Annotated in this window: 7 protein-coding genes; 2 read left to right on the top strand and 5 right to left on the bottom strand. The window is 61.7% G+C overall.

What is annotated here, in order from left to right; genetic code table 11:
• Window positions 1–78: 78 nt before the first annotated feature.
• Both Enr13x_RS36150 and Enr13x_RS36155 read right to left on the bottom strand, forming a co-directional pair.
• Entirely contained in the window at window positions 79–1,416 is a 1,338-nt protein-coding gene (locus Enr13x_RS36150; RefSeq protein ID WP_315856979.1) for a S1C family serine protease, read from the bottom strand.
• Between the two features lie 224 nt (window positions 1,417–1,640).
• Window positions 1,641–2,048: a TraR/DksA family transcriptional regulator gene (locus Enr13x_RS36155; RefSeq protein ID WP_145391780.1), complete on the bottom strand. Its 408-nt coding sequence runs from the start codon at window positions 2,046–2,048 to the stop codon at window positions 1,641–1,643.
• 439 nt (window positions 2,049–2,487) lie between these two features.
• Between Enr13x_RS36155 and Enr13x_RS36160 the strand changes: the two genes are divergently transcribed.
• A complete protein-coding gene (locus Enr13x_RS36160; RefSeq protein WP_145391781.1) occupies window positions 2,488–6,597 on the top strand; it encodes an FHA domain-containing protein in 4,110 nt (1,369 codons plus the stop codon).
• Window positions 6,598–6,827: 230 nt separating this feature from the next.
• Entirely contained in the window at window positions 6,828–8,234 is a 1,407-nt protein-coding gene (gene hydA, locus Enr13x_RS36165; RefSeq protein WP_145391782.1) for a dihydropyrimidinase, read from the top strand.
• Window positions 8,235–8,666: 432 nt separating this feature from the next.
• Here hydA and Enr13x_RS36170 read toward each other — a convergent pair whose 3' ends face one another.
• From Enr13x_RS36170 to Enr13x_RS36180, 3 genes are all read right to left on the bottom strand, one after another.
• Window positions 8,667–9,239: a hypothetical protein gene (locus tag Enr13x_RS36170; protein ID WP_145391783.1), complete on the bottom strand. Its 573-nt coding sequence runs from the start codon at window positions 9,237–9,239 to the stop codon at window positions 8,667–8,669.
• A gap of 247 nt (window positions 9,240–9,486) precedes the next feature.
• Window positions 9,487–11,352: a hypothetical protein gene (locus tag Enr13x_RS36175; protein WP_145391784.1), complete on the bottom strand. Its 1,866-nt coding sequence runs from the start codon at window positions 11,350–11,352 to the stop codon at window positions 9,487–9,489.
• Window positions 11,345–15,079 (bottom strand): DUF5682 family protein, encoded by a 3,735-nt coding sequence (locus Enr13x_RS36180; protein WP_145391785.1) that lies wholly within the window; start codon window positions 15,077–15,079, stop codon window positions 11,345–11,347. The genes Enr13x_RS36175 and Enr13x_RS36180 overlap by 8 nt, the downstream gene beginning before the upstream one ends.
• Window positions 15,080–15,130 lie beyond the last annotated feature (51 nt).

A 15,130-nucleotide genomic window follows, 5' to 3' on the forward strand; every position in this document is an offset into this window, starting at 1 on the left:
CCTCGCTGCGCTCGACCCTCCCTGTCAGGGAGGGTGACTTGGGGGCAATGCCTGCCAGGAGGGTGACCGAAATTGAAACTAGTTGACGTCGGTCAATTGGACTTCGGTGCGATAGCGTTTGCCGTCGCGGTAGATGATCATCGGGACCACCGAACCGATCGGGGTCAGTCCGACTTGGGCGACCAAATGATCGTCGTTGTCGACTTGGCTGCCGTTGAACTCGACGATGATGTCACCGCGTTGCAAGTTCGCTTTGGCGGCGGGCGAACCATGTCGCACTCCTTTGACCTTGGCGCCGCCATTGGCGACCGCCTGCAAGGGGCCGAGGTCGGAGACCGTGAAGTCGGGTTCCAAGGTCACGCCCAGATAGCCGCGACGCAATCGTCCGTGGCGGATCAGTTCGTCGGCCACTTGCACGGCCATGTTGATCGGGATGGCAAAACCAATGCCTTCGCTGCCGCCGCTGCTGCTGGCGATCGCCGTGTTCAGCCCGATCACTTCGCCGCGCAGGTTTAGCAAGGGGCCGCCGCTGTTGCCGGGGTTGATGGCGGCGTCGGTTTGAAAGAAGTCTTGCAGGTCGATCTTTTGATCGCCCAACGACAGGTCACGCCGTCCCTTGGCGCTGAGGATGCCGAACGTGACCGAATGACTGAGTCCGAAGGGGCTGCCGATCGCGATCGTGAAGTCTCCGATGTTGACCTGATTGCTGTCGCCGGTACGGGCCGCTGGAAGCCGCAGATCGGGAACCTTCATGACGGCCACATCGGTGCTTTCATCGGAGAGGATGCGGGACGGATGGTACTGGCGCCCGTCGGCGCTGCGGAGCAAGATTTCTTCGGGTTGCGATCCCAGAATGACGTGCCGATTGGTCAGCACCCAGACCCCGTCGGCCGTGTCGATCACGACACCACTGCCGGCTTCATCGTAGGACTCATACTGCCCGCCGTTGGTCTCCGTCTTGTGGGCTTCGATATGAATGACACTTGGTTTGACAAGCTGAGACACTTTCCGAACGAGGTTGCCCAACCGATCAAACGCATTGAACTCATCGGCCAATTCGCGAAACAACGCTTCGCGCCGCGCCTGGATGGATTGAGCGGTTGGGATCGCGCCGGATGAAGGATCAAGCGAAGGACGTAAGGAACGAATTTGCGTCGCCCCCGCAGGACGGGGATTCGCCATGCTTTCGATCGACGCGGTCGTCGAAGGACGCGGCGGTGTCGCGTTCGGCTGTGCGGCTCGTGCGGGAGCGTATCGGTTGCCCCCGCCATAAACGTCTTGGGCGGACGCCGACGTGGGGATCCAATGCGTTGCACACATCCAGGCGAGTGCCGCGCCGGTGAGCGTGATCGCAAGACGTCGAGGATTGCGCACACGACATCGTGTGCGTCCGCTGGGTTGGGAGAGGTCGACCATCGGAAAAGCTTCAACAAAGAGAGGGAGGTTCGACGGGGAGGCGTCGCATTGTACGCATCGTCGTTTTGCGGCAAGGAACTTTTCGTCAGTCTGGTTCGCTATCCCTCGTCCGGCGAGAAGTCAGAATCGTCATCGCCCGCGCATCAAAAAACGGCCGAATGATTCGACTTCCATCGAAGCATCTCGGCCGTCAAAGCAAGACACAATGGTCACAACCGATACGGTCAAGCCGTGTCGGCCTGGTAGGAATCAAAGACCCGGCTCATCATCGCCGCGGGGTGCGACTTGCGTTTTTCGGCAAGCCGATGACAGGCGATACATTCCCGTGCGTACGGCACCGCGCGCAGCCGGGTCAGCGGGATCGGCTTCTTACAACTCTCGCAGTTTCCGTACTTGCCTTCGTCCAACCGCTCAATCGCGGCATCGATCGCCGCCAGTTCGCGACCCTCGACCTCCAACAGCTGGCTGTTCAATTCGGCCTGCACCGTGTCGGCGACCGCATCGAGCACGTCTCCGGTCTTGGACGGTTTGCCCTGCAATAGACTGAGGTCGCCGATCGCCGACCGAATCAGTGCGTCGCGCCGTTTCAGAAGGTTCGCTCGCAATTTCTGAATGGAGTCTTTTCTTGCCATCGGATCACCTGATTCTCTATGTATGCCTGTCGGTCTTACGAGCCCTGCCAGCCTTTAGTTCCGCAATTCGACCACCCATCGAACTGAACTTGCCAACCACAGCTGTGAAATAGTAGAGGCACGGCGCGTAAAGTCACCCTTGAAAGACAGCGAATTTTCCCTTATGTGGCGCCAAGGGCGCAGGAACAACCTTTTTTGCGATATTCGTCAAGTTTCGATCGCACCAAATCCGCGTTTGAGACGAGACAGTTTGAATCGGGGGCGGACAACCACCCTACAGAGCCGCCTGTATGCCCCGTGAGAGCCGAAACCGTCCAGATCAGGTCATTTTGGTTCACCCCAGCGAGCGGTCTGTCCGAAACTCTGAAAACGGTCTTGTCTGTCGGCAACGACCCCATCCAGGCAATTTTGCAAGCAAAGACGCAAGGAACGTGTCGTGATGAACGACCAAAACGACGGCCCCTCGAGCCCCACCGATCTGCATCAATCCAGCCACGACGTCAAATTCGTGGCATCGGCGGGACAGCTGCGCGACGACGACTCCTCCCGGATCGCGATCATCCCGGATGCGTTGAACCAGACGCTGCCGCGGCTCGGTGGCCTGAGCAGTGGCCTGAGCAGCAGCCAGAACAGTGGCCAGAGCAGCGGCCGGGCGTCGTTGGAGGCATCGCGGTCGATTCCGCCGACGGCCCAGACGGCATTGGAGTTCCGTGTGATCCGCCCCGGTGCCCCGGTCCGCAGGCTGCGACTGACCGGCAACCGCTACACCTTCGGTAGCGGCGAAGGCTGCTCGATCCGACTGGACGATGAATCGCTGCGCCCCATGCACGCGGTCTTGCTGCGTGACGCACACCGGATTCTGATGCGCGCCTATTCGGTGCCGCTGGAATGCAACGGCAACCGGGTCACCGAATCGGTGCTTCGGCTTGGCGACATCATCCGCATGGGACACTATCGATTCGAACTACTCGCCGCACCGGAGTCGTCCGCACCACGACACGCCTCGTTGGAAACCCGCGAGTCGGTGTTGCACGACCGGCTGACTCAGTTGAGCCAGCAGTGGCATGCGCGGCACGCCGAATGTGAAGTCCGCGAGAGCCGTTGCGATCAACGCGAGTCTGAATTGCACGGCCGCGAAACGGAACTGTGGAGCCGTGCGGAATCCTTGCAGCATCGCGAAAGCCATCTGCTGGCCCAAGAAGCAGCCGTCCGCGAGATCCAAGAGACCTATACGGCGACCCAGGAAGAACTGAAATCGCTGCGGATGCGCGAGATCGAGACCAGCGAGGCGCTGCAAGAAAAAGAAGCCGAGTTGCAGCACAAGAGCGACTTGCTGCGCGAGCGGCAAGCGGAACTCGAGCGTCGCCAGGCCGAATGGCAACAGCGTGAAGAGCAGTATGCCGAGCACGCCGCCGAAGCGCAGCGAAAGCTGGAACAAACGCAGCAACAGGCGCAATCGGCCAGCGACGCCGTGGGTCGGATGCGCGATGAGTTTTCCACCCTCAGCGAACAGCTGACGGAGCTGCGGGAACGACACAGTGAGTTGCAGGCCCGCGAGAAGCGTGAACAACAAGAGCACGAACGGCTCCGCGGTGAATTGGAAGCGGCGCGTGACCAGGCGATCGACAGCGTTGCCGAGAGCGAAGCCAAACGCCAGGCGACCGAAGGAGAACTGGATCGGGTCTCGGCCGATCTACAATCCACACGCGACGAACTGGCCCGCATCCGCGAGGAAAGTAAACAGTGCCAGCATGAGTTGAGCGAGAAGCTTCGTGCGACCGGCCAAGAGCTTCAAGCGTCACGCCAAGACGCCGAACAATCGCGTCGCGCGGCCGAACAAGAGCAAGCGTCCAACCAAAAACGGATCGCCGAACTCGAAGAACGACTCGCCAACATTCAGGAGAATCGAGAAGAGAGCGAGCGGGCGACGGACGAGGAAATCGCCGAACTGCATCGCAGGCATGCGTCCGCCGAAGAGGCCCGGGCCGAAGCGGACGAAGCCCGCGCCAAAGCCGAAACCGCTCGCCAAACCGCCGAAGCGGCCCGCACCGACGCCGAAGCGGTCGCCGAAGACTTGCGCGAAAACATTCGCCAATTGCAGGAAAATGTCACCGAAGCGACGCAAGAAGCGTCTCAGTTGCGGATCGACCAAGAAGGCGCCAACGCCTCCATCCGACAGCTCGAATTGCTGGTCGACCAAACGAAAAACAATCAATCGGCGCAGCAAGACTCCTGGACCCAAGAATGTGACCAGCTGCGGCAGACGATCGAAGACCTGTCGATCCAATTGGCCGCGGCCAACGTCGAACTCGGCCAGCTTCAATCGGCCAACGAAGCGCTCTCCTACGAGCTGGCGCGATCCTCCTCGGATGAAGACGACAACGAAACGTCCACGCAGGAGGCGATCGATTCGGAACAGTTCCGAATCCTGGAACAGGAACTCGATTCGGCCCGCCAGGAAATCGAGCGTCTACGAGAAACACACGCCGAAACCGTCTCGCGTCTGGAAACCGAGCGACAAGAAAGCGAGTCGGCGCTGCGTCAAGAGATCGAACAACTGCGCGATGAAATCACCTCGGCCCAACAAACCGCCGAAGCACGGATTCAGGAAATCGCCCAGGCAGCGGACTTGGAACCGGCCGACCACCCCGCACCCGCGACGGAACAATTCGTCGAGTCGGGTGAGAACCGCTGGCGGTTGGAGTCCGAGCAGTCGGTCGAACAGAGCAGCCATCTGTACGAGGAACGGGGATACGACGAAGAGTATTCCGACGACGCCTACACCGACGGCGTCGAATCAGAGCCCGTCAATTGGTCGCAAACCGATTCGCTTTCCGGTGCCACCGATGCGGCAACCGGAGACGAAGAGGACTGTGCCCCCAGCGCGACAGGTCCGTCCGACGGTGAAGCGGGAATCGATCCCGGCGTCTCCTGGCACGACGAAGCGCCCGAGCAGGTCATCGATGGCGCGATCGATGAAATCGAACACAACGTCGAGCAAGCCATCTCGGACTACGAAGCACCGCATGCGGAATCGATCCGGCCCGATGCCCCAACCGATGGCGACACAGACCACCCGGCCGGCGAAATGGCGGAGATCGACATCGCACATGACTTCGCGACGCAATCGGAAGCCGAACAGGAGCCCCCACTGGATTGGTCGGCCTACCTGCCCACCGACGAAGACGCACAGTCGCCCGAACAGGTGCCCGAGCAGGAAGCGGAACAGGTGCTTGAGCAGGAACCCGAGCAGGTGCTTGACCAGGAACCCGAGCAGGTGCTCGAGCAAGAACCCGAGCAGGTGTTCGAGCAGGAAGCCGAGCAGACGCAGTCCGAACAAGCGGGACTGGAAGCGAACCCATGGGACCGGTCCTCCTGGGAGGCCGATGCGGAGGAATCCGGCGAAGCCAACGACTATGAAGCGACGCAGCAGTGGGACGGTGTCACCGAGGAGGTGTCCGACGGCGATTCATCCGGACTCGACGCACTGCTTCACGGCGAAGAAGACGAAGCCGTCGGGGAAGCGTCATCCGAGGAGGACGCTGAACCAGCGGCCGGAAGTCTGGCGGCCATGTTGATCCGAGACTTGGCCGGCGACGACGAATCACAACACGATCACGGCGAAGAAGACGCGTACGAAGACAACGCGTACGAAGACAACGCGTCTGCCGACGAACTCTCCGCCGAATCCGAGGACGCCGTCGACGAAGGCCATCATGCGACCTTCGTGATGGACAGCGGGGTCGAGTTCTCCAGCGACGATAGCGATGGCGAGTCCGAAGCGTGGAGCCTGGAGTCGCCTGACCAGGGCGAACCACTGGCCGGCGACGCGACCGATCTGGCGGACTCCCTCGATCAGGCGCAAGACGAATTCGACCGCGACGTCGCCGAAGCAGAATACACTTCGCAGACGGCCCTGGTGTCCGAACATGACACCGTGGTCGCCGCGGACGACGCGCCGGAAGACGATTCGATCGAAGCCTACATGAGCCGCTTGTTGCAGCGTGTTCAGGGTGACGATCAACCGACGCCGCCTGCTCCGCCGTCGCCGCCCAGCGAACCGGTCGCTGAAACCGAACCAGACGATTCGGTTGAAACGATGAACGAATCGGCCGAAGAGGACGTGGAAGACTCGGTGCCGGTCGAACCGTCGATCAAGGACAGCGTGCCGTTGGTCCCGCGTTCCCAAGCGCCCGAGTTGTCGAGAAACCTTTCGGCGATGCGTGAACTGGCCAACCAGTCCGCACGCAATGCCGTCTCGCGGAGCATTCGGATCCAGGCACGCGACACCCAGATGAAAGCCGCACTCAAAGGCGGCTTGGCGCTCGGATTTGCCACCATGGGGATCGCCGCGTTTATTTTTGTCACCTGGTCGGGGACGATCAAATTCGGATTGGTCGGCGCGTTCCTGGTACTCGCCGGCGTGTTCGGACAAGAAGGCTACGTGCTGGCCAGAGATGCCCGACGCCGTTTGGCGCTGGCGGACCAGCAATCGGCCGAGGAAGCCGAAGCGGATTCGATCGACGAAGAGTTGCCGGCCGAGCGCTAGTGCTTCGTCAGCTGTTAGATTTAGCGTGCGTGACCCGAATGGCAGGGACAAGAGTGTTGGTGTGCAGGCTTTAGCCGCCCATTCTCGCTGCGTCGCAGCGACCGGGAATCGCCTAAAGACTAAACACCAACGGTTGCTGAATCCCTTGTTACTTATGCCCGTGCCGTCCGTACCTGACCCCTTTTCCGCTCGGCAAACGCAACCCGCAAACTTATAGCTGACAAAGCACGATGTCACTATTGATCCAAAACGGCACGATCATCACGCCCGATCAGCGTTACGTCGCTGACATCTTGATCAAAGGCGAATCGATTTATCGGATCGCCCCCGTGATCGACACCGCGGACGTCGGCGATGTGGAGATCCTCGACGCGACGGACAAGTACGTGTTTCCGGGTTTCATCGACCCCCATGTCCACATCTACTTGCCGTTCATGGGCACCTACGCGAAGGACACGTACGATTCCGGCAGCCGTGCCGCACTGGTCGGAGGCACGACGACGCTGATCGAAATGTGCTGTCCGGCACGCGAAGACGATCCCTGGGACGCCTATCAATTGTGGAAGCGCAAAGCGGAAGGCCTGTCGGCGTGCGATTACTCGTTTCACATGGGCGTCACTCGGTTCGATGAGACGACCGAACCACTGTTGCGACGCATCGTTGCCGATGGCGTCACATCGTTCAAGGTTTTCCTGGCCTACAAAGGCGCGTTCGGTGTGAGCGACGAGGAACTCTATCGAACCTGTCGCTTGGCGAAAGAATTGGGCGTGGTCGTCACGGCGCACTGCGAAAACGCCGACCTGGTCGCCCAGCTCCAGGCGTCGCTGGTCGCCGCGGGCAAGACCGGGCCGGAATTTCACGAACCGTCGCGTCCGGTCGCCGTGGAAGCCGAAGGGGTGCACCATTTCTGCACGTTCTTGAAGCTGACCGGTGCGGCGGGCTACGTCGTCCACACGTCTTGCCGGGACGCGGTCGAAGCGGCACTGAAGTTTCAAACCCAGGGCGTCGACGTGAAACTCGAGACCGTGATCCCGTACCTGGTGCTCGACAAGACCTACGCGGAACGTCCGAACTTTGAAGGCGCCAAGTATGTGATGAGTCCCCCGATCCGCGATCTGGTGCATCAAACCTACCTTTGGAACGCGCTGCGGTCGGGCGTCATCTCGACCGTTGCCACCGATCACGCCCCCTTCGACTTTGTCGGCCAAAAAGAAATGGGCAAGCCGCCCGAGTCCGATTTCACCAAGATCCCCAACGGCATCCCGTCGGTCGAACATCGCCCCACGCTGCTGTACACGCACGGCGTTGCCACCGGCCGCATCGACTTGCACCGCTTCGTCGAAGTGCTGTCGACGGCGGCGGCGAAGCAGTTCGGCATGTTCCCACGCAAGGGAAGCATTCAACCGGGCTGCGACGCCGATCTGGTGATTTGGGATCCGGACTACCGGGGCACGATCTCGGCGGCCACGCACACGATGGACACGGACTACGACGGATTCGAAGGCTTTGAAATCGTCGGCCGCCCCGCCGTCGTCACCTGCCGCGGCAAAGTCTCCGTTCGCGACGGCCAGTTCACCGGCACGCTCGGCCACGGACGGCAAGTCGCCAGATCGACCAAAGGCGGGGACGTCGATTGAATTGATCAGCCGTGACGCTAACAAAAAGCACTCCGTTTGCTGTCACGGGCTCGCGCCAGCGATTCCAGTATCCCGGAGGGATGGCAGCGAGTAGCCGGAGGTCAGCGCAGCGCCACCTCTAGGATGCACGTCTCAAAATCCCCATCGACCCCGGACCGGGTCGCAGCGAATCAATCCGCCGGCGGCGCCGCAGTCCGCGTTTCAACAAGAGCTGATCGGGATGCTCGTCCACTCGGGCGGCCGGCCGGATCCGAGGGTTCCGACGCGATTTGCTTCGACACCCTCCGGGGTCGCGTCGTGCGAGGGCCGGGTGTCCGGAGGTGTCGCGACGCTCACCTCCGGCTACTGGCTTTGACCCCGTCGGGGTAGGCCAGCGATCACAGAGTGATCGCCACCCCTGATACGAAGGCCCCAACGCTTTCGAGCCGCCCCCTACAACCGCACGTAGAACCCGCGCGGCTGGTGATCCGGATGGGCGCGAAGAAACCGGACCAACTGGTCCGCGACCGCTTCGGTATGCTTTCGATCGCGTGAGCAGCCCACCAACAGAACCTCGCGTTCTCCGGCGACGTCCAATCGAATGAAATAGGTGGTTCGCACAGGACCGTCGGGGCTGCCGTTGCGGGTGTTCTGCCAATCCACACTGTCGATGCGAATCGCCCGCACGTCCGCGACGGGCATCCGAGAAACCTCGGGGGCCAAGAAGTGGAACACCGAACGATCGCTGCGGACGACGTCGGCTGCATCAAATCGTCCGACAAGCGTTTGCCGCTCGTAAGACATCGCCACCACGATCGCAACACAAACCGTTGGAACCCCGAATTCAATCGCGATCTTCTCCCACTGGTCCCTGGACCATTGGCCCCGACGCGTGCGGTGGACCGCCATCACGACGTACAACACCAACAAACCGCCGATGAACAGCAGACTGAACGGCGCGTTGGAGTAGTCGAAAACAATCCCTTCGGCGGACTGCGCGTATTGCTCGATCTTAAAAAAGCTCACGGGACGTCCCACTCGACTCGGTTTCCGGGGGAACGCCAGCAGTCCCACACCGAACGGGTTTCATCTTGGATTCCGCACGCAAGCTTATAGGCCGATCGCAACCCGACGTCAAATCCGCCCCATCATTCTGCCCCCATCGTTCTGCCCCCATCGTTTTGCCCCCATCGTTTTGCCCCCATCGTTTTGCCCCCATCGTTTTGCCCCCATCGTTCTGCCCCATCGTTCCGCCCTCCCTCCCGAATACGACTCACGACAACCAATCATTCCAAGCCTGTCGATGGTAGTCGGCACGAAACATGTTTTGATAACGATCGCTAGCCGCCAACAGATCGCACAAGCCGGGCAGATCATCTTCGGCCCCAGGATCTGAAACTTTCGATTCGGGCGCCACCGCCGCCGCCGCCACGGCATCGGCGAGCTTCGCGGCCGTCGGTAACATTTGGCGCGTCAACGTTCGGATCATCCGGCGATGCCCGGCCGAGGCCGGTGACGCCACACTGCCGCGACCGCCCAGGACCAGCGCCAGCTGCTGTCTCGCGAGCCCCGCAACGCCATCGACGCTGGGCTCGGTCTGACCGCGAGCATCCTCAGCGGCCGCGAGCGAGGGTGCATCGGCTTCCGGATCGGTCCGCGAAAAGAAATGGCGTTCCAATCGATCCAGCCCCAATTGGCAGACGTTCCGCCACGAATCGGGTAGCTCCAATCTCGGATCGTCATCGGATTCCTCACGGCGGGCTTCAACGCGAATCGCCAACGCATCGATCGATCCGGCTTGGTGACGACGGACACGCCCGATGACGAACAACTCCAGTCCCGGGCTGCGAGCCAGCAATTCCAGGTTTTCACGATACGGCACCTGATCGGTGTCCAACGCGATCCGCAACCTCAACGGACGCGAAACATCATCCGCCTTGACCAACACCGCATCTTCGTGGCGCCCGAGCACCTGACAACCAAACGCGACGAAATCGTTGTCCGCCGCAGCCGTTGGTCCGACCGATTTTTGAACCGCAAAGAGCTGGTCGACTTGGTCGGCCAGGGATCGCCCGAAACGTTTTTTCCATGTGGGTGATGCATCGATCGGCCCGGCGGTTTGCTTCCGCACCGCCCAACGTGTTTTGGATCCGCGTCCCAGTCGCCGATCCGGGGATGCCGTCATGTTCTGGACATCCACATCCGACCGGCACAGCTGGAACGCAGAAATCGTCGTGCCGCCCAATTCAAACCCTCCGCGATAGGCTTGCGACGCCAACTCCGCTTCCCCCGGACGCACTTCGCTGACTTGATAAACGCCTCCGTCGTCCGCCATCAAATAGACGCACACTCCCGCGTAGCCAGACCGTGTCACGATCGGCTCGGCCAACAGACTGACCAGCCGCGAAACGTCGACCGGTTCAAACGATCGGCGGACCTGGCCGATCGTTTCAAGGTCGGCCGACGGTTGCCGGAGAACACAACGTGCGAGGACGACCGCGCGGGCAAGATCACTTTGCAACTGCGCGACATCCGTGTTGCCCGATTGCGCCCGCAGCCGCACGACGCCTTCGACGACGCTCAAAACGGCAGACGATAAATGGACCAGCCCCGCGGCGCGGCATTGATGTGCCGCACGCAACAGCGAGGACTGCAAGACGACGCCACAGCGCCGCGCGCCGCTGCGCAACATCCATTCGATCGCATCGATGCAGCGACCGGCGGCGTCACGCATCGCATCAGTGATTTCGATGACCGATGGTTCGTCGACATCCTCCGATTGGGAGGCTTGCGTCTGCAAAACCTCGTTGTCCGAATCTGCCGCATCGGTCTCGATCGGCAAACAGCTGACACAAGCCAGCAGATGAAAACACTTCGGTGACAGCAGACAGGAACAAGATACCTGGTCGATCTGCGTCACGCGTTTCGATTCGGTCTGCACCTCCAATCGCACGGTTTCGTCGCCGGTGCTGATCGTCACGCACGTCGCTTCGGCAGTCCAAGTCCAAGCGTGCGCGATCGCCGGATCTTTGTCCAAACGTTTGCGCACGCGCGACGGCGCCTGGTCGATCAAGCTGGCCAGTAATTCGGCGCGAACGCTCAGTTGCCCGCAGATGCCGGGGCGGTCCGACTCACCCATCGATCGAACCTCCGGCGACGTTGCCACGGATTTGATCGCCCACCCACTGCGCCAGTTTTTCCGGACTGACGGCGGCGACCGACATCCCCGCCGACGCCATCAATTGTGCCAGCCCCTGGTGGAACCGGGCTTGGCCGGAATCATCCAGCGACGCCAGCCCGATGCAACGGACGCCCGAATCGACCAGCGCCCGCACTTCGCCCAACATCCCGGGAATCGAGACCCCTTCTTCAAAGTCGGTGACCAGCACGACGATCGAACGCGACGGCACCTTGATGCCCGCGCGAGCCCCACGCAGCCCGAGTCCGATGTCGGTTCCGCCGCCGACGTCGACTTCCAACAACAACGCCAACGGGTCGTCGACTTGCTCGCTCAAATCGATCAGTTCGGTGCTAAACGCCAGAAACCGCACGGACAACGCGGGCAAGGCGTCAAAAATCGCGGCGACCAGCGCGCTGTAAACCACCGACGCGGACATCGATGCCGAAACGTCGACCACAAACGTCACGTGCCAGTCCAATTCCCGCCGCGCGGGGGCATTGAAGATCAATTGATCGGCGACGATTGTGGGACGGCCATCGGATCGACGCCGTCCGTTGGCCAGGTTGGCGCGAATCGTGCGTGAAAGATTCAATCGACGCGATCGACGGCGAGTCGGTCTTGGCGTGGAAAGTCCACTCAGTGCGGTTTGCAGACGAACGGCCAACTGCCGGGCAAGGTCATCGGTGATCTTCTGGGCAAGCTGTCGCAGTTTGGCCATCCGTGATTCCGGCACCGCGCCGGCCAGCGAAAGCACCTGTTGCAGTAAATCAATCGACGGCGTCACCGAATCGACGTCCAGGTGTCCGACCGCAGTCGCGTTGCCTGCCGCCGCGGCTTGCCCGAGTACCTCCTGGCAAACGTCGCCGCCGAACAACGCCTCCAAGTCATCGGCCCACTGGGCGGTCGTCGGTTGCGGTGCTTCCTGTCCGCCGCTGCCACGTCGTTGCTGAAAATCACCACGCGACCCTTCACCGCGTCCTTTCCCAAACAGCTGGTCCAACGACTGGGCGGCAATCGAAACCGTTCGTGACGGGCTTTCCGGCGGCAAACCGAAGATCAATCGCCACCGATCGGCCAGCGTGATTTCGCTGTTCGCGCTGTCCGGCTTTGAATCGGAACTCGATGGACCGTCAACCGCATCGGCATCGTTTCGAGCGGTCGCGTGCCGGTTTGCTTGGCGAATGTATCGATCGACGTTGGGAAACGCGTCGGCAATGGCCGTTGCGGCAGCCAAGTCGGCGTGTCGCAATCGGGCGACGTGTCGGGTGATCGCATCGCCATCGCTTTCCTCGGCCCATTGCTGGTGATCGATCGCCGACCCGCGTTGCTCCAATCCCTGCAATCGCAAGTCCAGCAAACGTTGTCGATCGGCCGGCGAAAACGGATCAAAGGCACCGCGGAGGGCCGGCAAGCGTGACAGAAAATCCGCGTCTGATAATTGATGCAAACCGGACTGGAGCGGATCCAGCCACAGCGGATCGTTCTGCATCGGCGACAGCAAGATCTGCACGGCACCGGACAGTCCGTCGCGCAAGCGTGCCCGTCCGTCGCGATCACCGGCGGTGTCCAACCAGCCGATCAACAACTGGCCGAGCGCGCCCGCATCCATCGCATCGAGTGCGGACAAGCTGGCAGCCGCGGCGCCGCGCATGCGGTCGCTGCCATCACGAAGCGTTTGTCGGCACCAGGTCACCAATTGCCGCCAGTGCCCAGCGGCGTCTGCTTGTTGCGAATCCGGCTTTTGAATCAACGCATGCAGATCCCCGCTGAACCACTGGATCAAATCCGCCAGACAAACCACGTCATCGATCGACGAACTGCCGCGCAGCCCCTGCAGACGCTGCATGCAGGCGCGTAACAATTGGTCGGTTGAAACCCTTGCATCGGGCATGCGAAACACCGGCACGATCGGCGGCGCCGCATCGGCCGGGTCGAGCGGCAATCCGGGCAGGTGCGACGCGGCGATCCGCACCATCAACGTGACGGCTTCGACCAGTTCAGAGATTCCGGCGGTTTGGCAAAACGTCTCGTCCAACCCACGCAACGCCTGGGTCGTCAACGTCTGCAGCCCGCACTCGCTGGCGATCCCCAATTGATCCAGGATCATTCTTGGCGACGATTCATTGGCGTCATCGGGACCGACACGGCGACCGGCCCTGCGGACGATTTCTTCGGCAACCTGCGTCAAGGTGACGCCGAATCGGGCGACGCTTTCGATCGTGGCCGCCGTCGTCTGCTGCCACTCGATTCGCCAACGCTCGGTCAAGTTTTCGCGGTTCCCCTGGGCCACCGTGTCGACTCGCTGGGCATAGGGGATTCCCGCCGCCACCATCCGCCGAAGCACCACGGCGCGGGCGCGATCTTTGGGGCTGCGCAAGACGTCCAAGCGAAGTTCTTTTTCATTTTCCGATCGCGTCGATTGAAAACGTCCGCGCTGCCGTTGCGGTTTCGCGTTGGCGGCTGTCTCTCGCCCCGGCAACCCCAGTTGCCCAAGCAGTTGATCGATCGACACGGACAGACCGCAGCGTGGCGCGTTCGGCGTGACGACGCCCCGCCGGTCGCCGATCAAGACATCACCGGCGGCTGCCGAGACGGCTCGACCACGCCCCATCACGTCGCCGTGAACCAAACAGGTTTGCAAGGATTCCACAAACTCGCCTCGACCGGGAACCGCCAACCCACGCAGCCGCGCCAAGTCACGCATCATCCGCAGCGTTTCGGCAGCGTCGGGTGTTCCCGCGACGTGGCCGAATTGACGCAAACGGCGACAGACTCCCGTCGCAAGCTCCGCGGCGGCGTCTTCCATTTCCGCGTTCGATTTCGCTTGCACCATCTGCTGATGCCAAACCGGATCCAACACGCCGGCCGGGTAGCCGCTGCGCTCGTCGAGTTGTTCGAACGAATACGGGATCAGGGAAACGCCGACCGAAGACGTGTCGGATTCGATCGCGGCGAGGGCGGCTTGATCGCGGTCGTGTGACGCGTCGACAACGTCGCTCAGCAAGACCGGTGCGTGAAAGGCGCCGACGATGGCAACTGTTTTCCCCGCGCTGTCACGAATCGCCTGACGCATCGCAGCTTCGCGCAGCAGATCGCGCGGCGAGGGTTCATGATCATCCAGCCGAACCGCCCAGCCGAACGTCAGCGCTGCGCGGCGAATCGTTTCCGGGTCCGCATCGCAACCGGGCGACTCCACCAATCGCTGCCACAGATCACCGACATCGCTGGCACCGACGCGCCGTTTTAATTGCGACAGAACGTCGACCGAATCGGCAAGTTGACTCGATCGTGTCGCGTTGAGTTCCCGATCGGAGGGTGGGGATTCGGCGGACTTCGATTTGGCGGAAACCGAAAGGTCACAGGCGCGGACGGAAACGCCGTTGGCAGACGCCCAGCGAACCGCGGCAAACTCCGGTGAAAAATCAGCCAGCGGATAAAACATCATGCCGCCGTCGGGATCGACCGCGGAGATCGCGATCGGGGCTTGCGTTTGCGGGTCAGCGATGTGCGGCATCCAATCGGATAGATCCGACGGCAGCTCGATCAGGATGACATCGGGCGCAAAACGTTCCAACAGCGCGGGCATCGCACGGGCCAGCATCGCCGAATGATGACGCACCCCGATCAGCAACGGATCGGTGCATTGGTGCAGCGCGGTGCAAGCGGCGATGGGATCGATGGGCATCAAGTTCAGCCGTCGGTTCGTTATGGAGGTGAAGTCACTCTCCCGCTGGCA

The sequence above is a fragment of the Stieleria neptunia genome, from assembly GCF_007754155.1.
GTDB classification, from domain to species: domain Bacteria; phylum Planctomycetota; class Planctomycetia; order Pirellulales; family Pirellulaceae; genus Stieleria; species Stieleria neptunia.

Coding starts and splice junctions, on each gene's coding strand:
- Enr13x_RS36150 (WP_315856979.1), bottom strand. CDS start 1,416: ATGGTCGACCTCTCCCAACCCAGCGGACGCACACGATGTCGTGTGCGC.
- Enr13x_RS36155 (WP_145391780.1), bottom strand. CDS start 2,048: ATGGCAAGAAAAGACTCCATTCAGAAATTGCGAGCGAACCTTCTGAAA.
- Enr13x_RS36160 (WP_145391781.1), top strand. CDS start 2,488: ATGAACGACCAAAACGACGGCCCCTCGAGCCCCACCGATCTGCATCAA.
- hydA (WP_145391782.1), top strand. CDS start 6,828: ATGTCACTATTGATCCAAAACGGCACGATCATCACGCCCGATCAGCGT.
- Enr13x_RS36175 (WP_145391784.1), bottom strand. CDS start 11,352: ATGGGTGAGTCGGACCGCCCCGGCATCTGCGGGCAACTGAGCGTTCGC.
- Enr13x_RS36180 (WP_145391785.1), bottom strand. CDS start 15,079: ATGCCCATCGATCCCATCGCCGCTTGCACCGCGCTGCACCAATGCACC.